This is a genomic window from Vogesella sp. AC12, from assembly GCF_024437575.1.
Classification (GTDB): domain Bacteria; phylum Pseudomonadota; class Gammaproteobacteria; order Burkholderiales; family Chromobacteriaceae; genus Vogesella; species Vogesella indigofera.
Genome location: NZ_JANFNU010000016.1, coordinates 27,923 through 47,571, shown reverse-complemented (window position 1 = coordinate 47,571; position 19,649 = coordinate 27,923). Strand labels below are relative to the sequence as shown.

19 protein-coding genes are annotated in these 19,649 nt (G+C 63.3%); 7 read left to right on the top strand and 12 right to left on the bottom strand.

What is annotated here, in order from left to right:
• Positions 1–166: 166 nt before the first annotated feature.
• Positions 167–1,287, bottom strand: a protein-coding gene (locus tag NOM55_RS16820; protein WP_370687885.1) for an IS3 family transposase whose coding sequence is annotated in 2 segments (ribosomal slippage) — positions 167–1,035 and positions 1,035–1,287 — 1,122 coding nt in all. Because the reading frame shifts where the segments join, the coding sequence is not laid out codon by codon here.
• 336 nt (positions 1,288–1,623) lie between these two features.
• On the opposite strand from NOM55_RS16820, the gene NOM55_RS16815 reads away from it, so the two are divergent.
• Entirely contained in the window at positions 1,624–3,018 is a 1,395-nt protein-coding gene (locus tag NOM55_RS16815; RefSeq protein ID WP_255909785.1) for a sodium:proton antiporter, read from the top strand.
• A gap of 95 nt (positions 3,019–3,113) precedes the next feature.
• A complete protein-coding gene (mpl, locus tag NOM55_RS16810; RefSeq protein ID WP_255909784.1) occupies positions 3,114–4,493 on the top strand; it encodes a UDP-N-acetylmuramate:L-alanyl-gamma-D-glutamyl-meso-diaminopimelate ligase in 1,380 nt (459 codons plus the stop codon).
• A 46-nt stretch (positions 4,494–4,539) separates the two neighbouring features.
• On the opposite strand, the gene NOM55_RS16805 is transcribed toward mpl, so the two are convergent.
• The 10 genes from NOM55_RS16805 to smpB all read right to left on the bottom strand — a co-directional run bounded on the left by NOM55_RS16805 (position 4,540) and on the right by smpB (position 12,862).
• Entirely contained in the window at positions 4,540–6,408 is a 1,869-nt protein-coding gene (locus tag NOM55_RS16805; protein ID WP_255909783.1) for a sensor domain-containing diguanylate cyclase, read from the bottom strand.
• A complete protein-coding gene (locus NOM55_RS16800) occupies positions 6,405–6,917 on the bottom strand; it encodes a PilZ domain-containing protein (protein WP_255909782.1) in 513 nt (170 codons plus the stop codon). The genes NOM55_RS16805 and NOM55_RS16800 overlap by 4 nt, the downstream gene beginning before the upstream one ends.
• Positions 6,918–6,934: 17 nt before the next feature.
• Complete coding sequence (serB, locus tag NOM55_RS16795) at positions 6,935–7,783, bottom strand: phosphoserine phosphatase SerB (protein WP_255909781.1); 849 nt, start codon at positions 7,781–7,783, stop codon at positions 6,935–6,937.
• A 46-nt stretch (positions 7,784–7,829) separates the two neighbouring features.
• Positions 7,830–8,285 carry a DoxX family protein gene (locus NOM55_RS16790; protein ID WP_255909780.1) on the bottom strand — a complete coding sequence of 152 codons (456 nt, stop codon included), beginning with the start codon at positions 8,283–8,285 and terminating at the stop codon, positions 7,830–7,832.
• The gene (locus NOM55_RS16785) at positions 8,282–9,034 is read right to left on the bottom strand and encodes a putative DNA-binding domain-containing protein (protein ID WP_255909779.1); all 753 of its coding nucleotides are present in this window, start codon (positions 9,032–9,034) and stop codon (positions 8,282–8,284) included. Before NOM55_RS16785 ends, NOM55_RS16790 begins: the two co-directional genes overlap by 4 nt.
• Positions 9,027–9,881: a DUF692 domain-containing protein gene (locus NOM55_RS16780; protein WP_255909777.1), complete on the bottom strand. Its 855-nt coding sequence runs from the start codon at positions 9,879–9,881 to the stop codon at positions 9,027–9,029. Before NOM55_RS16780 ends, NOM55_RS16785 begins: the two co-directional genes overlap by 8 nt.
• 53 nt (positions 9,882–9,934) lie before the next feature.
• Entirely contained in the window at positions 9,935–10,186 is a 252-nt protein-coding gene (locus tag NOM55_RS16775) for a DUF2282 domain-containing protein (RefSeq protein WP_255909776.1), read from the bottom strand.
• Positions 10,187–10,417: 231 nt separating this feature from the next.
• Entirely contained in the window at positions 10,418–11,995 is a 1,578-nt protein-coding gene (gene guaA / locus NOM55_RS16770; RefSeq protein WP_047965772.1) for a glutamine-hydrolyzing GMP synthase, read from the bottom strand.
• 90 nt (positions 11,996–12,085) lie between these two features.
• Positions 12,086–12,412 (bottom strand): hypothetical protein, encoded by a 327-nt coding sequence (locus tag NOM55_RS16765; RefSeq protein ID WP_255909775.1) that lies wholly within the window; start codon positions 12,410–12,412, stop codon positions 12,086–12,088.
• Positions 12,413–12,415: 3 nt separating this feature from the next.
• Positions 12,416–12,862, bottom strand: coding sequence for an SsrA-binding protein SmpB (gene smpB / locus NOM55_RS16760; RefSeq protein ID WP_047965770.1), 447 nt, complete (start codon positions 12,860–12,862; stop codon positions 12,416–12,418).
• 150 nt (positions 12,863–13,012) lie between these two features.
• Between smpB and NOM55_RS16755 the strand changes: the two genes are divergently transcribed.
• Complete coding sequence (locus NOM55_RS16755; RefSeq protein ID WP_047965769.1) at positions 13,013–13,450, top strand: type II toxin-antitoxin system RatA family toxin; 438 nt, start codon at positions 13,013–13,015, stop codon at positions 13,448–13,450.
• Positions 13,443–13,733, top strand: a complete 291-nt coding sequence (locus tag NOM55_RS16750) for an RnfH family protein (RefSeq protein WP_255909774.1) — start codon at positions 13,443–13,445, stop codon at positions 13,731–13,733. The genes NOM55_RS16755 and NOM55_RS16750 overlap by 8 nt, the downstream gene beginning before the upstream one ends.
• Before the next feature lie 261 nt (positions 13,734–13,994).
• Here the strand turns inward: NOM55_RS16750 and aceA are convergent, their stop codons facing one another.
• The gene (gene aceA / locus NOM55_RS16745) at positions 13,995–15,293 is read right to left on the bottom strand and encodes an isocitrate lyase (protein ID WP_255909773.1); all 1,299 of its coding nucleotides are present in this window, start codon (positions 15,291–15,293) and stop codon (positions 13,995–13,997) included.
• Positions 15,294–15,712: 419 nt separating this feature from the next.
• Between aceA and grpE the strand changes: the two genes are divergently transcribed.
• The 3 genes from grpE to dnaJ all read left to right on the top strand — a co-directional run bounded on the left by grpE (position 15,713) and on the right by dnaJ (position 19,522).
• Positions 15,713–16,243: a nucleotide exchange factor GrpE gene (gene grpE, locus NOM55_RS16740; protein WP_255909772.1), complete on the top strand. Its 531-nt coding sequence runs from the start codon at positions 15,713–15,715 to the stop codon at positions 16,241–16,243.
• A gap of 132 nt (positions 16,244–16,375) precedes the next feature.
• Entirely contained in the window at positions 16,376–18,292 is a 1,917-nt protein-coding gene (gene dnaK, locus NOM55_RS16735; protein ID WP_047965765.1) for a molecular chaperone DnaK, read from the top strand.
• Between the two features lie 105 nt (positions 18,293–18,397).
• On the top strand, positions 18,398–19,522 hold the full coding sequence (gene dnaJ / locus NOM55_RS16730) for a molecular chaperone DnaJ (protein WP_047965764.1): 1,125 nt from the start codon (positions 18,398–18,400) through the stop codon (positions 19,520–19,522).
• Positions 19,523–19,649 lie beyond the last annotated feature (127 nt).

Here is a 19,649-nt window from a genome sequence, read left to right as displayed (position 1 = left end):
CTTAAACAAAGCCCAGCTTGAGACATCAAGCTGGGCTTTGTGCTTTGTGTGCGGCAGACGCAGCAAACGTTGCTGCCGCCATTCAATTTCCCATCTCGCCCCGCCGCTGATCCAACGGGGCCGCCCGCGAGGTGCGTGGCCGCTGCCTGCGACGTCCCCCCCATTCTCAGTAGCACTGAGCTTTAGAGTCCGAGGTTAATTTACCTGATTTCTCTGCAAGTGATTTGGCGTAGGCCGCTGGCGTCATACCACCCAGGGCTTTTTTGGGCCTTTCGTTGTTGTACTCCCTCCGCCAGGCTTCGATCACGACTTGCGCATGGCGCAGGCTGGTGAACCAGTGTTCGTTCAGACACTCATCCCGGAAGCGCCCGTTGAACGATTCGATATAAGTATTCTGATTCGGCTTGCCGGGCTCGATGAGGAAGAGTTCAACACCACGAGCATGTGCCCAGGTGAGCATGGCGCGGCTGCAGAATTCCTTGCCGTTATCGGTCCTGATCGCTTTGGGCAAGCCGCGTGTCCTCGCCAGCTGGTCGAGGACGTGCGTCAGATGCATGCCGCTCATCGCACGCTCCGGCACAATCGCGACCGCCTCGTGGGTGGCATCATCCACCACGGTCAGACTCTTGATGACACGCCCCTCTGCCGTCCGGTCGAACACGAAGTCCATCGACCAGACCTGATTGGCGGCCAAGGGGCGGGCCAGCGGGTGACGGTCTGCCACCGGCACCTTCTTGCGCTTCCGCCGGCGAATTTGCAGGCCCGCCTCGGCATAGAGCCGGTCTACCCGCTTGTGATTGACCACCATGCCACTCTGCCGCAGCTTCAGGTAAATCATGCCGGCGCCGTAGCGCCGGTGACGTTGTGCGAGCGCGATGATCTTCGCTTTCAAGGCGGCATTGCGGTCGGTGGCGGGCTGGTAGCGGAATGAACTGGGGCTCATACCGGCCAGACGTAGCGATCGACGTTCACTGAGTCCCTTGCCCACCAGATGGCGCACCAGCTCCCGCCGTGACGGTGCGCTCACCACTTTTTTCGCAGGGCCTCTTTGGCAATTTCGTTCTCAAGCATGGTCTCGGCCAGGAGTTTCTTCAGGCGCGCATTCTCGGTCTCCAGCTCCTTGAGGCGCTTGGCTTCCGACACATTCATGCCGCCAAACTTGCTGCGCCAGAGGTAATAGCTGGCCTCCGAGAAAGCGTGCTTTCGGCACAGCTCGGCAACAGGCATGCCGGCTTCTGCTTCGCGCAGGAAGCCGATGATCTGTTCTTCGGTGAATCGTTTCTTCATGTCCAGTCTCCGTGTGGGGTTGATTGGACGCTAAAGTCACGTGCTACTCAATACCGGGGGGACGTCGCCCTCTCCCTATGCCGTTTGCGGCCAATCTTTGATCTGTCTGCCGCCCCGTCTTGCCAAGTGGTTCCGCAATCGTTCGGTCCGTACGATCCCGTTCAACTTCTATGTCATCAGTTGTGTTGAAACCGCGAGATTGCTTGAATCTTTTTGTGAAAAATCAGTCTATCGATGCTGATGTGAATAACTAGAGTCAACACACACGGCCTGCTGTACGGCGTGGCGTGAGCTGCGCCGATGCCGTGATGGTGTTGCCTGCCAAGAGGAGAAAAAATGCCCCGTCTGATCGTCTTGTTGCTGCTGTGCAGTACGCCGGTACTGGCCCATGCGGCTGCGCTGGATGGTGCCAGCCTGAGCCTGCTGTGGGGCGTTCCCTTCGCCGGCATTCTGTTGTCGATTGCCTTGTTTCCGATTGTGGCGCCGGAGTTCTGGCACCATCACTTTGGCAAGATCACCGCCGGCTGGACCTTGCTGTTCCTGCTGCCATTCACTGTGAGCTTTGGTGGCACCACTTCAGCCGCGCTGGTGGTGCATGCCATGCTGGTCGAGTTCATCCCCTTCGTCGTGCTGCTGTTTGCGCTGTACACGGTGTCCGGCGGCATCCTGGTGGCAGGCAATCTGCACGGCTCGCCGGCACTGAATACCGGCCTGCTGGCGTTGGGCACGGTGCTGGCATCGATCATGGGGACCACCGGTGCGGCGATGCTGCTGATCCGGCCGTTGATCAAGGCCAACGACAACCGCCGGCACAATGTCCATGTGGTGGTGTTTTTCATTTTCCTGGTGGCGAACATTGGCGGTGGCCTGACGCCGTTGGGCGACCCGCCACTGTTCCTCGGTTTTCTGAAGGGGGTCGATTTCGGCTGGACCCTGCAAGCAATGGCATTGCCGGTGCTGTTGATGGCGGTGGCGTTGCTGCTGATTTTCTATGCGATCGACAGCTATCTGTTCCGTAAAGAAGGCGTGCTGCCGCGTGACCGGACCCCGGACTTGCCGGTCCGCATCAGCGGCTTGCAGAACCTGCCGCTGCTGGGCGCGGTGATTGCCGCGGTGCTGCTGTCCGGCATCTGGAAGCCGGGCGTGGTTTTCGACGTGCTGGGCACACCGGTGGCGCTGCAGAACCTGGCGCGCGATCTGCTGTTGCTGGCGATTGCCGCGCTGTCGCTGTGGCTGACGCCGAAAGCCATTCGCGAAGGCAACGAATTCAACTGGGATCCGATGCTGGAGGTGGGCAAACTGTTCGCCGGCATTTTCATTACCATCGGGCCGGTGCTGGCGGTGCTGCAGGCCGGCGAGCAGGGTGCGCTGGCTGCCCTGGTGCAGCTGGTGACCACGCCGCAAGGCACCCCGGATAATGTGATGTACTTCTGGCTGACCGGCGTGCTGTCCAGTTTTCTCGACAATGCGCCGACCTATCTCGTGTTCTTCAATCTGGCATCGGGCGATGCGGCAACGTTGATGGGGCCGTTGGCGCCGACGCTGCTGGCAATCTCGATGGGGGCGGTGTTCATGGGCGCGTGCACCTATATCGGCAACGCACCAAACTTCATGGTCAAGGCCATCGCCCAGCAGCGTGGCATCGTGATGCCCAGCTTCTTCGGCTACATGGCCTGGTCGTTCGGCATCCTGTTGCCGCTGTTCCTGTTGCTGACGCTGATCGTGCTGTAAGCCCAGTATCTTGCGCGATTAAGGCTGCCCGCTGTGGCAGCCTTTTTTGCTTGAAATCCGGTATCCTTCTGTTTTTCCGTTTTTGCGATTCTGTCATGCACATCCATATCCTCGGTATCTGTGGCACCTTCATGGGCGGTATCGCCGCCATCGCCAAGGCCGCCGGCCACAAGGTTACCGGCTGCGACGCCAACGTCTATCCGCCGATGAGCACCCAGCTGCAGGCCATGGGCATCGAGCTGATGCAGGGCTTTGGCGCCGAGCAGGCGGATATCGGTGCCGATGTGTTCGTGATCGGCAACGTGGTGACGCGCGGCAAGCCGCTGATGGAAGAAATCATGAATCGCGGCCTGCCGTATATCTCCGGCCCGCAGTGGCTGGCCGAGAACGTGCTGCACGACAAATGGGTGCTGGCGGTGGCCGGCACCCACGGCAAGACCACCACCAGCTCGATGCTGGCGTGGATCCTGCAGGATGCCGGCCTGGAGCCGGGTTTCCTGATCGGCGGCATCCCGGAAAACTTCGGCATCTCCGCGCGGCTACCGGGTGCGCCGCGCCAGGATGCGGCCAGTACCAGCCCGTTCTTCGTGATCGAGGCCGACGAGTACGACACCGCCTTCTTCGACAAGCGCAGCAAGTTCGTGCACTACCACCCGCGCACCGCGGTGCTGAACAACCTGGAATTCGACCACGCCGACATCTTTGCCGATCTGGCCGCCATCGAAACCCAGTTCCACCACCTGGTGCGCACCGTGCCGGGCAATGGCCTGATCGTGAGCAATGGCCGCGAGGCCAGTCTGCAGCGCGTGCTGGAACGCGGCTGCTGGAGTCCGGTAGAGCAGTTTGGCCGCGATGCCGGCTGGCAGGCCGGCGCGGCGGCTGCCGACGGCAGCTTCGACGTGCTGCTGCACGGCAAGCTACTTGGCCGCGTGCAGTGGGACGTGCCCGGCGAACACAACCGCCTGAATGCGGTAGCGGCCATTGCCGCCGCACGTCACGTCGGCGTCACGCCGGCGCTGGCCATTGATGCACTATCGCGTTTCAAGAGCGTGAAGCGGCGCATGGAAGTGAAGGGCACCGTGCGCGGCGTCACCGTGTACGACGACTTTGCTCACCATCCCACCGCCATCACCACCACCATTGCCGGCCTGCGCCACAAGGTTGGCCGCAAGCAGCGTATCCTGGCCGTGCTGGAGCCGCGCTCCAATACCATGAAGCTGGGCACCATGAAGGCGGCGCTGCCCGAGTCGCTGGCCGATGGCGACGTGGTGTTCTGCTTTGGTGCGGCCAACCTGGGCTGGAGCGTGGCCGAGGCGATGGCGCCACTGGGCAGCAAGGCGCAGTGCTTCGACGACATCGACGCGCTGGTGGCCGCCATCGTGGCCGAGGCGCGCGACGGTGACCAGGTACTGGTGATGAGCAACGGCGGCTTCGGCGGCATCCACGGCAAGCTGCTGAGCGCACTGGCCGCTTAAGACACTTTGCCGGTGCAATAACGCCAGACTGCGGTCTGGCGTTTTTTTATGGTGCGCTGCTTTCCACGCAATTGCGGCCGTTGGCCTTGGCGCGGTACAGCGCCTTGTCGGCCAGCTTCAGCAGCTCGGACAGGTCGTGCGCGTGGCCGTTGCGGCTGGCGGCGACGCCGGCGGAGAAGGTCAGCTGCAGCTGCTGACCGTCGGTGTGGAATGACTGCATGGCGATGCCGTTGCGCAGCACGTCGACGATGGCGTGTGCCTCGCCCAGCGAGGTATCCGGCAGCAGCAGCGCAAACTCCTCGCCGCCCATGCGCCCGGCCATCGCGCTGTCCGGCAGTGCCGCGCGCAGGTTGCTGGCGAAGTGTTGCAGCGCGGCATCGCCGGCGGCGTGGCCGTAGCGGTCGTTGATGTTCTTGAAGTGGTCGAGGTCGATCAGCGCCACGGCGACGGTGTCGTCGGCCAGCCGCGCGCGTTCCAGCGCCTTGCCGGCGAAGGACAGGAAGTGGCGGCGATTGGCTAGCCCGGTGAGGTCGTCCAGCGTGGCGCGCTGGTACAGCTCGTGCTGGGTGGCCTGCAGCTGCGCTAGCGCGCGTTCGGTGGCCTGTTTCTCGTCTTGCAGCCGCTGGGCGTGGGCGATGCGCTCGGTGATGTCGATCAGGCTGACGGCAATGGCGTGGCGTTCGCGGAATTGCAGGTAACGCATTGAGGTCATGCTCCAGCAGACCTTGTGGTTGTGGTTGTTGAGCTGTGCCTCGCGGTCGGTGACGATCTGCTGTTCCTGCAGCACCGCCAGCAGCTCCTCGCAGCGCTGCGGATTGTGGAACAGCGCGGGCAGCGTCTGCCGCTGCAGCATCTGCCGCGACATGCCCAGCATGCGCGCGGCGGCATCGTTGCTGGTGAGGATGGACCGCTCGCTGGCGTCGACGATCAGCACGCCGACCTGCACCGTTTCGATCAGCGTTTGCTGGTCGCGCTGCTCGTCGATCAGGGTGCGCATCTTTTCGCGCAAGCTGCTGTTGGTCAGCGCCAGCAGCTGCTGCGCATGGTTGAACTGGCTGCTGCTGTGCTCGACATGCAGCAGGATCTGGCTGATGCGCCACATCATCAGCAGCAGCAAGCAACTGAGCACCAGTGCGACACCGAGCAGGCTCAGCGCGAACAGGTTGAAGCTGCGGATGATCTGGCTGCTGCGGTAGTTGGCCGCCAGTAGCAGCGGCACCTGGCCAAGGCGGGTGGTGGCGACCTGGGTCAGGTTGTCGCCGTTGAAATCCATGCTGCCATTGCTGGCCAGCACGCTGCCGTTGATGTCGAGCACGGCATAGGCGGGGTGATCCACCAGCTGTTCCGGGTCCAGCAGCTCACTGACGCGCAGGAAACCGGTGAGCGCGCTGTGACAGCGCTCCAGCTCGCACAAGGGCAGCACCACTTGCAGCAGCTCGCTGTTGCCGGGCCGTTTGTCGATCACCGGCAGCGGTAGCACGGTCAGCGCCGGGTGCACCGCCGGGCTTTGCAGCCATTGCCGCACTTGCAACGCGGCCGCTGCGCTCAGCGCCTGCTGCTGGCCGCGCAGCTGCTGTTGCTGGCTGGCGTCCACCAGCCACAGGCTGCCGCCCTGCAGCGGGAACAGCTGGGTGGCGTCGCGAGCCAGGCTGGGCTGGTCATTGGCGAACAGCTGCAATTCCTTGTACAGGTTGCGTAGCCGGTCATCCACCGCCGCGCTGGACAGGCGCAGCCATTCTGCCTGCTGGGTCTGTTGCTGGGCGCTGAGCAGCGACTGGCGCTGGCGCAGGCCCTCGATCACGCCGCCCCACATCACCGCCAGTACCAAGAGGGCCAGTACCCACGACAGGCGCAGCAGACGGCGGGCGCGTTGCGCTTCCGGCGCTTGCTGTTCCGGCGGCAGGGTCGGCGTCATGCCTTGCCCTTGCCGATGTGCTGGCGATGCTGCTGGAACACCCAGCGTTCCCAGCGGCGGGTGTCGCTGTCGTGGCGTAGCGGCTGCAGCCGCGCCAGATGCTGGTAGCCGTCAGGGCGGGCCTGGCTGGCTTCGATGGTCACAAACAGATACAGCGGGCAGCCGGACGGCGCGTGCGGATGCAGCTGCAGCAGACCGCTGTCGCCGGCGCTGGCGGCCAGCTCGTCCTGCCACACCACCGCCTCCAGCCCGATGCGGCAGGGGCGCGCTGGCGGCAGTTGCGGATAGCGCGCCAGCAGGCCCAGCTCCAGCACGAAGTCGAGCTTGGCTTCCAAGCGTTGCAGCAGCGGGCTGCCGTCACTGTCCTGGTCCAGCGGCGCGGCGAGCACCGCCAGCGCCAGGCCGGTTTCCAGCTGCGCGGCGTGGCGGGTGGCTTCGTCCGGCGCCGGGTGAAAGCGCAGCGGAAAACAGCTGTCAAAGTAGACGGTGTCCAGTTCGGGCAGTGGCATACAAGGTTGGCCGCAGGCTACCGGAACAGGTGGCGGATGCCATCCAGTCCGACATGGTTGAGGGTGTAGCGGGCTTGGGCGCGCACCACCGGCTTGGCGTGGGTGGCGACGCCGACGCCGGCCTCGGCCAGCATCAGCAGGTCGTTGGCACCGTCGCCCATGGCGATCACCTGCTCGGCGCTCAGTCCCAGTGCCTCGCGCTGCGCGATCAGCAGGCGGCGCTTGGCGGCGCCGTCGACGATGTCGCCGATGACGCGGCCGGTGAGCTTGCCGTCGACGATTTCCAGCTGGTTGGCGTGGGTATAGTCGAGGTCCAGCTCCGCTTTCAGTCGTTCGGTGAAGTAGGTGAAGCCGCCGGAAACCAGCATGAATTTCACGCCGTGCTCACGGCAGGCGGTCAGCAGTTCACGGGCGCCGGCCATCAGCTGCAGGCGCTCATCGTAGACGCTGGCCAGCGCCGCTTCCGGCAGGCCGGCCAGCAGCGCGACGCGCGCTTTCAGCGATTCGGTAAAGTCCAGCTCGCCGCGCATCGAGCGCTCGGTAATGGCCGCCACCTGCGGTTTCAGCCCCTGCATGTCGGCGATCTCGTCGATGCACTCGATGGTGATCAGCGTGGAATCCATGTCCGATACCAGCAGCCCGAAATCGGCAAAGCGGCGCGCGCTGTCGACATAGTTGGCATCCACGCTCAGGCGCTCGGCGCGCGCCAGCACCAGCTCGCGGCGGGTGGGATCGACACCGTCGAGACGCACCACGTTGGCCGCAACGCTGCGGCTGTCGCTGGCGCCGGACAGGGCGGCCAGTTCGGTGATGCGGGCTTGGTCGAGGGTGGGGGCTTGTAATACCAGAGTCTGTGGCGTGCTCATGCGTGGGCAGGGGTCGAGAGTGAACAGTGCCGACGATTATGCCATGTCACAGCCGATACTGGCGTCTGATCAGCGCGTCCAGCGCAAGCCGGCCGGGGCCGCAGGCCAGAAGCGTGAACAGCATCAGCCCCCACTGGTAGTGGAAGTCCAGCGCGCTGCCTTCCAGCGCCGGATAGCTGATCACCGCCACCGCGTTGAGCACGAACAGGCCGAGCGCGGCGAAGCGGCCGGCCAGCCCCAGCGCCAGCAGCACCGGCAGCACCAGCTCGCCGCCGGTGCCCAGCCATGCGGCCAACGTTGGCGGTAGCAGCGGCACCGCGTACTCCTCGCTGAACAGGAACAGCGTGCTGTCCCAGTCCTCGATCTTGGTCAGCCCGGACCTGAAGAACACCCACGCCAGCCACAGGCGCAGCGCCAGCAGGGCGAGGTCTTGCAGCGGCGGCGCCAGTGGCGTGATCACGCGGCTGGACTGGCGCAGCAGGCAGGCAATGGGCGAGTTCATGACGGGTTTCCTTGTGATTGTGCAAACCAGCCGTGCTGCAGGCCGGTTTGCAGGGTGTCCAGCAATGCGAAATCTGGCGCTACCGAAAGCGCGGCGGCGGTAGCCTCGTCCAGCGTGGCGCCATGCTGCAGGCAGAGCAGGAACTCGGCCGGCGCGTCGGCCACTGGGCGCAGCTGCATCCGGCCGTGCTCGCGCCATAGCAGCAGGTTTTCTGCCTGCGCCAGCGTGAACGGCTCTTTTGTTGCACCCGGCTGGTGGTAGGCGTGAATCGCCGACAGCGCCCACGGCGAGCGCAACAGGCTCAGCGAGGCATCCAGCGGCAGGCGCAACGCGCCCCATTGCGCGGGTGACAGTGCGGCGAGGGTGGCGACGTCGAGGCGCGCACTGTCGGGGGTGTAATAGCCGCGATGCAGCGCCCACTCCATGCGCGCCACGTCCGGCAAATAGGGCCACTCGGCAGTAGGCGCAAAGCCGGCGGTGAAGTCGGCGAAGCCGGCGCCGTAGCGGTGCAGGTTGCCGCTGTGCGACGGGGTGGCGCGCACGAACTCGCGGCTCAGCGCGCCGAAGAATTCGGTACCCAGCAGCTGCTGCACGATGGGGTAGACGAGGGCGAGCATCTCCATCAGCCCGACGCGGTAGTTGTTGCGGTACACCGCCAGCGCATTGGCCGGCAGCGTGGCGTGCGCCTGCCACTGCGGTGCGGTGATGGCGTCCAGCAGCGCGTGCTGCCAGCGTTGTGCGTCAGTCATGGCACGCCCCCCGGCCGGTGGTGTCGAGAATGCGCTGTGCCGTTGCCGCCTCCGCCTGCAGCGTGTCCAGCGGCGGAATGTCACTGTCCCACTCGATCAGGGTTGGCCGCGGCCCGATGCGGGCAATCACCGTGCGGTACAGCTGCCACACCGCCGGCGCTACCGGCCGGCTGTGGGTGTCGACCAGCAGGCTGCTGCCGTCGTCGAAGCGGCGTTCGCTGTGGCCGGCGAGGTGGATCTCGCCGATGGCGGCGGCCGGCAGCGCGTCGAGGAAGGCGTCGACATCCAGTCCGAGATTGACGTGGTTGACGTACAGATTGTTGACGTCGAGCAGGATGCCGCAGCCGGTGCGCTGCACCAGCTCGGCGAGGAATTCGGCTTCGCTCATCTCGTTGCCCGGAAACTGCAGGTAGCTGGACAGGTTTTCCAGCAGCAGCGGGCGGCCGATGGCATCCTGCGTTTCGGCAACGTTGGCCGCAACCTGCGTCAGCATCGCGCGGGTATAGGGGATGGGCAGCAGGTCGTTGGCGTAGCGGTAACCGGCATCGTGGTTGAACGACAGGTGCTCGGACACCGCGGCCGCCGGCACCTGCGCCAGCAGGCGTTGCAGCGAGGCCAGGTGCTGCGGTTCGGGGCGCGCGGCGGAGCCCAGGCCGAGGCCGACGCCGTGCAGCGACAGCGGATAACTTGCGGCCAACCTTTGCAGCATTGCCAGCGGCTGGCCGCCGTCAAAGAAGTTCTCGCTGTGCAGCTCGATCCAGCCCAGCGCGGGTAGGGTGTCCAGCACCTGGCGGTAGTGCGGCTGGCGCAGACCGATGCCGGCGCAGGCGGGAAGCGGGGTGGTCATGATCGGCTTTCGCAAGAAAACGGCGGGGCAGGCGCCCCGCTCGGTGTGCAGGCTTACTTGCTGCCCGGCTGCAACATGCCGCCCAGTTGGGCGCAGCTGCCGGCGGCGACGTATTTCCACTCCGCCGGATCCTTGTCGAGCTTGGCCTGGCCGGCGCAGCTGTGGCCGTTGGCGGCGCAGTCGTTCTTGCCGGCGGCGGCGACGCCGTAGCATTTTTCCTTGCTGGCGGCGACGGCCGGGGTGGCCGCGCTCATGGCGATGACGGCGGTCAGGGCGGAGGCAAGCAGGGTGCTGGATGCGGACATGGTGTTTCTCCTGAATGGTCGGGGTGGTCGTTGATGAAATGCGCGATGTCGCGCATTGCCGCCTTTAGTCGCCTGCGGAGGCGATTCATTACAGCATGCCCGAAAAAATTTTGGCATGGCGATGACGCGTGGGTCCGGGGAGGTGTGCTTGCCGTGGGCGCAAAAAACCCCGCGCCTTGGCACGGGGTGGCGGGTGTGCGTGCTCGCTGTCAGCCGGCGAGCCGCGTCAGATCACTCCCACTCGATGGTTGCCGGCGGCTTGCCCGAGACATCGTAGACCACGCGGTTGAGGCCGCGGACTTCGTTGATGATGCGGTTGGACACGCGGCCGAGCAGGCTGTACGGCAGCTCCGCCCAGTGAGCGGTCATGAAGTCGCTGGTCACCACCGCGCGCAGTGCGCACACGTAGTCGTAAGTGCGGCCGTCGCCCATCACGCCCACCGATTTTACCGGCAGGAAGACCGCGAACGCCTGGCTGGTCAGCTCGTACCAGTTCTTGCCGGTCTTCTCGTCGACGGTGTTGCGCAGCTCTTCGATGAAGATGGCGTCGGCGCGGCGCAGCAGGTCGGCGTATTCCATTTTCACTTCGCCGAGGATGCGCACGCCCAGGCCCGGGCCCGGGAACGGGTGACGGTAGACCATGTCGTGCGGCAGGCCCAGCGCCACACCCAGCTGGCGCACTTCGTCCTTGAACAGGTCGCGCAGCGGCTCCAGCAGCTTCAGGTTCATGTCGTCCGGCAGGCCGCCGACGTTGTGGTGGCTCTTGATAGCGTGTGCCTTGCCGGTCTTGGCGCCGGCGGATTCGATCACGTCCGGATAGATGGTGCCCTGTGCCAGCCACTTGGCGTTGGTGAGCTTGCCGGATTCGCGCTGGAACACTTCGACGAATTCGCCGCCGATGATCTTGCGCTTCTTCTCCGGGTCGGACTCGCCGGCCAGCTTGCCCATGAACTGGGCGGTGGCATCGACCTGGATCACTTTCACGCCCAGGTTCTGCGCGAACATTTCCATCACCATCTTGCCTTCGTTCAGGCGCAGCAGGCCGTGGTCAACGAAGACGCAGGTCAGCTGGTCGCCGATGGCGCGGTGGATCAGCGCGGCAGCTACCGAGGAATCAACACCGCCGGACAGGCCAAGGATGACTTCCTCGTCACCGACCTGGTCGCGGATCTTCTGTACCGCTTCCTCGATGTAGTTCGGCATGGTCCAGCTTGGCTTGGCGCCGGCGACGTGCAGCACGAAGCGGTGCAGCATCTCGGTGCCGCGCTTGGTGTGGGTCACTTCCGGGTGGAACTGCACCGCGTAGAAGCCGCGGGCCTCGTCGGCCATCGCGGCGATCGGGCAGGACGGGGTCTCGGCGATGACGTTGAAGCCGGCCGGCAGCGCGGTGACCTTGTCGCCGTGGCTCATCCACACGTCGAGGAAGCCGTTGCCGGCGTCGTCGATGCGGTCCTGCAGGCCTTCCAGGATCTTGGAGTGGTGACGCGCCTGGATTTCGGCGTAGCCGAATTCGCGGGTGTCGCCGGCCTCGACCTTGCCGCCCAGGCTCTGCGCCATGAACTGCATGCCGTAGCAGATACCCAGTACCGGCAGGCCGAGCGAGAAGATGGCAGGATCAGCCTGGTAGTCGGATTCGTACACCGAGTTCGGGCCGCCGGACAGGATGATGGCTTTCGGGGCGAAGGCCTTGATGTCGGCCAGCGGCATGTCGAACGGGTGCAGCTCGCAGTAAACGTGCGCTTCGCGTACGCGGCGGGCGATCAGCTGGGAAACCTGGGAGCCGAAATCGAGGATGAGGATTTTGTCCATGACTGTCCTTGAATGTAAAAGACTGGTCGGGTCACCAGTCGGATTTGAATACGGGTACTCGGGGCCGGGCCTGCCGCTGGCAGGCGGGCGCTATTTCTTCAGTCGCCGCTCCGGAATGCGATCGCTGCGCGCGATCAGCATCAGGATGCCAAGCAGGATCATGCCCAGCGCCAGGCTGTGGCTCAGGCGCAGCCTGCTGGTGTCAAACAGGTAGAGGGCAGCACCGGTATAGATCAGCATCGGGTTGGTCACAATGCTGGATTTGGTGATGCCGTCGATCAGCAGCAAGCCGGCGCCGGCTCCCGCCAGCAGGATGGCCAGCAGCGTGGTGGTGTCCGGCAGCAGCGCGGTGCTTTTCAGCAGCCACAGGGCGCCGAGGATGATGAGGATGAAGGCCTGGGTGGCGCTGGGTTTCATGGCTCAGCCCTTGTCGCGCATCAGGCGCTGTTTTTCACGCGCCCATTCGCGTTCTTTTTCCGACTGGCGCTTGTCGTGCTGCTTCTTGCCCTTGGCGAGGCCGATGTCGACCTTGATGTTGCCTTTGCTGTAGTGCAGGTTCAGCGCCACGATGGTGTAGCCGGCGCGCTCGACCTTGCCGATCAGGCGGCTGATCTGTTCCTGCTTCAGCAGCAGCTTGCGGTCGCGGATCGGATCGGGCTTGATGTGGGTCGACGCGGATTGCAGTGCGGTAATATGGCAGCCAACGAGGTAGAATGCGCCATTGCGGTAAATGACGTAGCTTTCTTTCAGCTGCACGCGACCGGCGCGGATGGCTTTGACTTCCCAGCCTTCCAGTACCAGGCCGGCCTCGATGTTTTCTTCGATGAAGTAATCGTGAAACGCTTTGCGGTTGTCGATGATGCTCATGGCGGCGTGGCGGAAAGACGAAGCAGTAAACCCGATATTCTACCAGAACAAAGCGCATCGCCAAAGTATCGAAAATTCATGGGCTTGCTGCGGCCAACCTTGGTGTTGCCGCCGTGCCGGCCTTTTACGGACTCCCACACAGTTTTCATCATGCAAGTTGTCGAGAAAAATGTCCTGGTCGCCCACACCCCGGAGCAGATGTTCCGCCTGGTGGACGACGTGGCGCACTACCCGCGCTTTTTACCGTGGTGCAGCAAGGGGGAAGAGCACTCCCGCGACGGCGACCAGCTGGTCGCCAGCCTGCACATCGACTACCTCAAGGTGCGGCAGCACTTCACCACCCGCAATATCAACGAGCCGTACAGCAGCATCTTGATGGAGCTGGTGGACGGGCCGTTCAAGCACCTGCAGGGACGCTGGCACTTTCTGCCGCTGGGCGATGTCGGCTGCAAGGTGGAATTCCGCCTCAGCTACGAGTTCTCCAGCAAGATCCTGGAGAAGCTGATCGGGCCGGTGTTCGGCCACATCTCCGGCACGCTGGTCGATGCTTTCATCAAGGAAGCGGACAAGGTGTACGGCGATGACTGACAGGCTGCAGCTGGAGGTCGCCTATGCGCGGCCGGAGCGGCAACTGATCGTCAAACTGTCGCTGCCGGCCGGCACCACTGCGCGCGAGGCGGTGCTGCAGTCCGGCATCGCCAGCGAGTTTCCGGATATCGACCTCGCGCAGCTGAAGCTGGGCATCTTCGGCAAGGCAGTGCCGGCGGAACACGTGCTGCGTGATCGTGATCGCGTGGAGATCTACCGCCCACTGCAGGCCGATCCGAAGGAGGTGCGCCGCCGCCGCGCCGAGGCCGGCAAGGCGGAGTAGCGATGCACCGCCGCCGTTGCTTGCGGCCAACCTTGATCACGCCAGCGGCTTGCCGCTGGCGTTGTCGTTGCTGGGCGGCCCGGCATGGCAGTGTCCCTCCGGTGCCTGGCAGCGTGGGGCTGGTGTTTGGCGGCAGAAAAGCAAACCGCCCGCAACGGGGTTGCAGGCGGTTTGGGTGCCCCGCGCACGAGCACTGCGTGCAGTGTCAGGCGGGGCTGTTTGACGCAGACGGCAGGGTCGAGGTGCCGTAATGTCGAACGCTTAGTGGAACTGTTCTTCTTCGGTGGAGCCGGTCAGCGCGGTCACCGAGGACTTGCCGCCCTGGATCACGGTGGTCACGTCGTCGAAGTAACCGGTGCCGACTTCCTGCTGGTGCGATACGAAGGTGTAGCCGCGGTCGCGGGCCGCGAATTCCGGCTCCTGCACCTTCTCCACGTAGGCGGACATGCCGCGTGCCACGTAGTCCTGCGCCAGATCGAACATGTTGTACCACATGGAGTGGATGCCGGCCAGGGTGATGAACTGGTACTTGTAGCCCATGGCGCCCAGCTCGCGCTGGAACTTGGCGATGGTGGCATCGTCCAGGTTTTTCTTCCAGTTGAACGATGGCGAGCAGTTGTAGGCCAGCAGTTTGCCTGGATGCTTGGCGTGCACGGCTTCGGCGAAGCGGCGGGCAAATTCCAGATCAGGGGTGCCGGTTTCGCACCATACCAGATCGGCGTACTCGGCGTAGGCCACGGCGCGGCTGATGGCTTGCTCCAGACCTTTCTTGGTCTTGTAGAAGCCTTCGGCGGTGCGCTCGCCGGTCAGGAACGGCTTGTCGTTCTCGTCGTAGTCGCTGGTCAGCAGGTCGGCCGCTTCGGCGTCGGTACGGGCGATCACCAAGGTTGGGACGCCGTAGACGTCGGCAGCCATACGGGCGGCGATCAGCTTCTGTACCGCTTCCTGGGTCGGAACCAGTACCTTGCCGCCCATGTGGCCGCATTTTTTCACGGAAGCCAGCTGGTCTTCGAAGTGCACGCCACCGGCGCCGGCGCGGATCATCGCCTTCATCAGCTCGTAGGCGTTCAGCACACCGCCGAAACCGGCTTCGGCGTCGGCCACGATCGGGGCGTAGTAGTCAACGAAACCGGCATCGCCTTTTTCCAGACCCTTGGAGTGCTGGATTTCGTCGGCGCGGGTGAAAGCGTTGTTGATGCGCTCGACCACCTTCGGCACAGAGTCAACCGGATACAGCGACTGGTCCGGGTACATGGCGGAGTATTCGTTGTTGTCGGCGGCAACCTGCCAGCCGGATAGGTAGATCGCCTTGATGCCGGCTTTCACCTGCTGCATCGCCTGACCGCCGGTCAGTGCGCCCAGACAGTTGATGTACGGCTCGTTGTTCACCAGATTCCACAGCTTCTCGGCACCGTTGCGGGCCAGGGTGTGCTCTACCTGCACGGAGCCGCGCAGGCGCTCAACGTCAGCAGCGGTGTAGCCACGTTTGATGCCTTTCCAGCGCGGGTTAGTGTCCCAGTCGTGCTGGATGGCGGCGATGCGTTGTTCGCGAGTAGTCATGGTAAACCCTTCACTTGATAGTTTCGTTTTGCCGGATAAACCGGCGCTCCCAGTTTCTCTTGCTGCAGGCCGGTGATGCCGGTCTTTGGTGCGTTGCTAACCCGCCTGTTCTGGTGGCGGGCCTGACTGCCGGAAACCGCCCCGGATCCAGTGCTGGCGGGCCGTGCAGTAGCGCTGTTGTGGAATCATTTAAGCATAAAAAAATTGCGTTGTGTGCACTGCAGCACAAAAAAATCCTTTGTTTTCAAAAGGTAACAAAGGTGCACAAAAATGAATCACCGGCGCGCGCCGATCCTGATCGTTAACGAAAATAAAAGTAACTAAATGACCATTTACTTATTGTGGAGAAGATCTTGAAAACGGCGGGCTTGGCCTTATTTACCTGAGGTCTTTGTGAATTCAGCCAAACGGAAGCGATCATGCAGGAAAATCAAAATCCCCAAGCGGAAGAAGTGCTTGAACAAGTTGCCAACCCGGCCGAAGGCGCCGTCGTCAGTGACGCGGAGCGTGTCGCCCAGCTGGAAGTTGAACTAGCAGAAATGAAAGAGCAGTTTTTGCGCGCCAAGGCCGAAACTGAAAACCAGCGTCGCCGTGGCGTGGAAGAAGTGGCCAAGGCACAAAAGTTTGCCATCGAAAAATTCGCCTCCGAACTCATCGCGGTCAAGGACAGCCTGGAAATGGCGCTTCAGGACCAGTCTGGCCAGTTCGAAAACCTCAAATTCGGCGTCGACCTGACGCTGAAGCAGCTGCTGGCCGCCTTCGAGAAGGGCCAGATCAGCGAAATCAACCCGCTGGGCGAGAAGCTGGACCCGCACCGCCACCAGGCTATCAGCACCGAAGAGTCCGACGCCGAGCCGAATTCGGTGGTGCGCGTAATGCAAAAAGGGTATCTGATCGCCGATCGCGTGCTGCGTCCGGCAATGGTGGTGGTCGCCAAGGCCAAGTGCTGAGATTGCGGCGACTAACCCTCTTGAAAACGCGGAAATAGCCAATATCTGGCAAGACAACCCCCCGGCGCACCACCGGCTGCGACGGGCAAGCAAACAGATTAAATCGAGATCAAATCGAAAGGATTCAGCACTATGGGCAAAATTATCGGTATTGACCTGGGCACCACCAACTCCTGCGTGGCCGTCGTTGAAAACGGCAACCCGCTGGTGATCGAGAACGCCGAAGGCGCACGCACCACCCCGTCCATCATCGCCTACATGGAAGACGGCGAGATCCTGGTCGGCGCCCCGGCCAAGCGCCAGGCGGTGACCAACCCGAAGAACACCCTGTACGCGGTGAAGCGCCTGATCGGCCGCCGTTTCGAAGACAAGGAAGTACAGAAAGACATCGACCTGATGCCTTTCCAGATCAAGAAGGCCGGTAACGGCGATGCGTGGGTTCAGGTGCGCGACAAGGAAATGGCGCCGCCGCAAATCTCCGCCGAAGTACTGCGCAAGATGAAGAAGGCCGCCGAAGACTACCTGGGCGAAGAAGTGACCGAAGCGGTCATCACCGTGCCGGCCTACTTCAACGACAGCCAGCGTCAGGCGACCAAGGACGCCGGTCGCATCGCCGGTCTGGACGTGAAGCGCATCATCAACGAACCGACCGCTGCCGCGCTGGCCTTTGGCCTGGCCAAGCAGGAAGGCGACCGCAAGATTGCCGTCTATGACCTCGGCGGCGGTACCTTCGACGTGTCCATCATCGAAATCGCCGACGTTGACGGCGAGCACCAGTTCGAAGTGCTGTCCACCAACGGCGACACCTTCCTCGGCGGCGAAGACTTCGACCAGCGCGTGATCGACTACATCGTGACCGAGTTCAAGAAGGACCAGGGCGTTGATCTGAAGAACGACGTGATGGCACTGCAGCGCCTGAAGGAAGCCGCGGAAAAGGCCAAGATCGAACTGTCGTCCGCGACGCAGACCGAAGTGAACCTGCCGTACATCACCATGGATGCCACCGGCCCGAAACACCTGGCGATGAAGATCACCCGCGCCAAGTTCGAAAGCCTGGTCGACGACCTGGTACAGCGCTCCATCGAGCCGTGCAAGGTGGCCCTGAAAGACGCCGGCGTATCGCTGGCCGACATCACCGACGTGATCCTGGTTGGTGGTCAGACCCGCATGCCGAAAGTACAGGAAGCGGTGAAGGCCTTCTTCGGCAAGGAACCACGCCGTGACGTGAACCCGGATGAAGCTGTGGCTGTGGGCGCCGCGATCCAGGGTTCGGTACTGTCCGGCGATCGCAAGGACGTGCTGCTGCTGGACGTGACCCCGCTGTCGCTGGGTATCGAGACCATGGGCGGCATCATGACCAAGCTGATCCAGAAGAACACCACCATCCCGACCAAGGCGTCGCAGGTGTTCTCCACCGCCGAAGACAACCAGACCGCGGTGACCATCCACGTGCTGCAGGGCGAGCGCGAGAAGGCTTCCGCCAACAAGTCGCTGGGCCAGTTCAACCTGGGTGACATTCCGGCTGCCGCCCGTGGCGTGCCGCAGATCGAGGTCGAGTTCAACATCGACGCCAACGGCATCCTGCACGTATCCGCCAAGGACAAGGCCACCAGCAAGCAGGCCAACATCACCATCCAGGCCTCCAGCGGTCTGTCGGAAGACGAAATCCAGCAAATGGTGCGTGACGCCGAGCTGAATGCGGAAGAAGACAAGAAGCTGCACGAGCTGGTACAGGCCCGCAACCAGGGTGAAGGCCTGATCCACAGCGTGAAGAAATCGCTGGCCGAACACGGCGACAAGATCTCCGCCGAAGAAAAGACCACCATCGAAGCCGCGCTGAAGGATGCGGAAGAAGTGGTCAAGGGCGACGACAAGGAAGCCATTGACGCCAAGATCGAAGAGCTGATGAAGGCATCGCACAAACTGGCCGAGCAGATGTACGCGGCGCAAGGTGCGGAAGGTGCCGCCAACACCGAAGCGGACGCCGGCAAGCAGGACGACGGCAACGTCGTTGACGCCGAGTTCGAAGAAGTGAAGAAAGACAAGTAATCGGCTGACGGTCGACAAGGCACAGGGCTCGCGCGCGGGCGCTGTGCTTTTTCATTGGTAAAACTTGCGGCCAACCTTCGCGGTTGGGCGCACTGGTGAGACAGCATGGCTAAAAAGGACTTTTACGAGGTACTGGGCGTCAATCGCGATGCGTCGGACGACGACATCAAGAAGGCCTATCGCAAGCTGGCGATGAAGTACCACCCGGACCGTAATCCGGACAGCAAGGACGCCGAAGAAAAGTTCAAGGAGGTCAAGGCCGCGTATGAAATCCTGTCCGATGGCCAGAAGCGTGCCGCCTACGACCAGTACGGCCACGCCGGGGTAGACCCGCAGGCCGGCATGGGCGGCGGCGGTGCCGGCTTTGGTGGCTTCGATTTCGGCGACATCTTCAGCGACATCTTCGGCGGCCAGCGCGGCGGTGGCGGCGGTGGTCGTTCCAATGTCTATCGCGGCTCCGACCTGCGCTACAACATGGAGATCACGCTGGAAGAGGCTGCACGCGGCTGCGAGAAGCAGATCCGCATCCCGTCGCACGAAAACTGCGACGTGTGCCACGGCTCCGGCGCCAAGCCGGGCACCCAGCCGAAGACCTGCACCACCTGCGGCGGTCACGGCCAGGTGCGCATGAGCCAGGGTTTCTTCTCCATCCAGCAGACCTGCCCGACCTGCCACGGCAGCGGCAAGCAGATCACCGATCCGTGCCACAAGTGCCACGGTGCCGGCCAGGTGAAGACGCACAAGACGCTGAACGTGAAGATCCCGGCTGGTGTCGACGAGGGCGACCGCATCCGCCTGTCCGGCGAGGGCGAACCGGGGCAGAATGGCGGTCCGGCCGGCGACCTGTTCGTGGTCACCCACATCAAGAAGCACAGCGTGTTCGAGCGCGACGGCATGGATCTGCATTGCGAAATGCCGATCAGCTTCGCCACCGCGGCGCTGGGCGGCGAGGTGGAGATCCCGACCCTGGACGGCATGGTCAAGGTCAAGATCGCGTCGGAAACGCAGAGCGGCAAGGTATACCGCGTGCGCGGCAAGGGTGTGAAGTCGGTGCGCGGCCATGATGTCGGCGACCTGATGTGCCACGTCATCGTGGAAACCCCGGTCAGCCTCACCGAGCGGCAGAAGGAACTGCTGCGCGAATTCGAGGCCATCAGCCAGGGCGATGTCGCAACGCACAATCCGCGCGCCAACTCCTTCATGGACAAGCTGAAAGACTTTTTTGGCTGATTAGTGTTGTTTTCAGTTGTTTTAATGACGCGCCGTCAAGCAAGTTTGACGGCGCGTTTTGTTTTTTGGTGCAACGATGTGCCGTTATTCTGCGGATTGTCGGACAAATAATGGCTAATGTATCCAG

Excerpts from the sequence above, each read along its gene's own strand:
- guaA (WP_047965772.1), bottom strand. The coding sequence starts at position 11,995 with ATGGACAAAATCCTCATCCTCGATTTCGGCTCCCAGGTTTCCCAGCTG.
- NOM55_RS16765 (WP_255909775.1), bottom strand. The coding sequence starts at position 12,412 with ATGAAACCCAGCGCCACCCAGGCCTTCATCCTCATCATCCTCGGCGCC.
- NOM55_RS16775 (WP_255909776.1), bottom strand. The coding sequence starts at position 10,186 with ATGTCCGCATCCAGCACCCTGCTTGCCTCCGCCCTGACCGCCGTCATC.
- NOM55_RS16785 (WP_255909779.1), bottom strand. The coding sequence starts at position 9,034 with ATGACTGACGCACAACGCTGGCAGCACGCGCTGCTGGACGCCATCACC.
- mpl (WP_255909784.1), top strand. The coding sequence starts at position 3,114 with ATGCACATCCATATCCTCGGTATCTGTGGCACCTTCATGGGCGGTATC.
- dnaK (WP_047965765.1), top strand. The coding sequence starts at position 16,376 with ATGGGCAAAATTATCGGTATTGACCTGGGCACCACCAACTCCTGCGTG.
- NOM55_RS16755 (WP_047965769.1), top strand. The coding sequence starts at position 13,013 with ATGCAAGTTGTCGAGAAAAATGTCCTGGTCGCCCACACCCCGGAGCAG.
- NOM55_RS16805 (WP_255909783.1), bottom strand. The coding sequence starts at position 6,408 with ATGACGCCGACCCTGCCGCCGGAACAGCAAGCGCCGGAAGCGCAACGC.
- aceA (WP_255909773.1), bottom strand. The coding sequence starts at position 15,293 with ATGACTACTCGCGAACAACGCATCGCCGCCATCCAGCACGACTGGGAC.
- NOM55_RS16815 (WP_255909785.1), top strand. The coding sequence starts at position 1,624 with ATGCCCCGTCTGATCGTCTTGTTGCTGCTGTGCAGTACGCCGGTACTG.
- smpB (WP_047965770.1), bottom strand. The coding sequence starts at position 12,862 with ATGAGCATCATCGACAACCGCAAAGCGTTTCACGATTACTTCATCGAA.
- grpE (WP_255909772.1), top strand. The coding sequence starts at position 15,713 with ATGCAGGAAAATCAAAATCCCCAAGCGGAAGAAGTGCTTGAACAAGTT.
- NOM55_RS16790 (WP_255909780.1), bottom strand. The coding sequence starts at position 8,285 with ATGAACTCGCCCATTGCCTGCCTGCTGCGCCAGTCCAGCCGCGTGATC.
- dnaJ (WP_047965764.1), top strand. The coding sequence starts at position 18,398 with ATGGCTAAAAAGGACTTTTACGAGGTACTGGGCGTCAATCGCGATGCG.
- NOM55_RS16800 (WP_255909782.1), bottom strand. The coding sequence starts at position 6,917 with ATGCCACTGCCCGAACTGGACACCGTCTACTTTGACAGCTGTTTTCCG.
- NOM55_RS16750 (WP_255909774.1), top strand. The coding sequence starts at position 13,443 with ATGACTGACAGGCTGCAGCTGGAGGTCGCCTATGCGCGGCCGGAGCGG.
- serB (WP_255909781.1), bottom strand. The coding sequence starts at position 7,783 with ATGAGCACGCCACAGACTCTGGTATTACAAGCCCCCACCCTCGACCAA.
- NOM55_RS16780 (WP_255909777.1), bottom strand. The coding sequence starts at position 9,881 with ATGACCACCCCGCTTCCCGCCTGCGCCGGCATCGGTCTGCGCCAGCCG.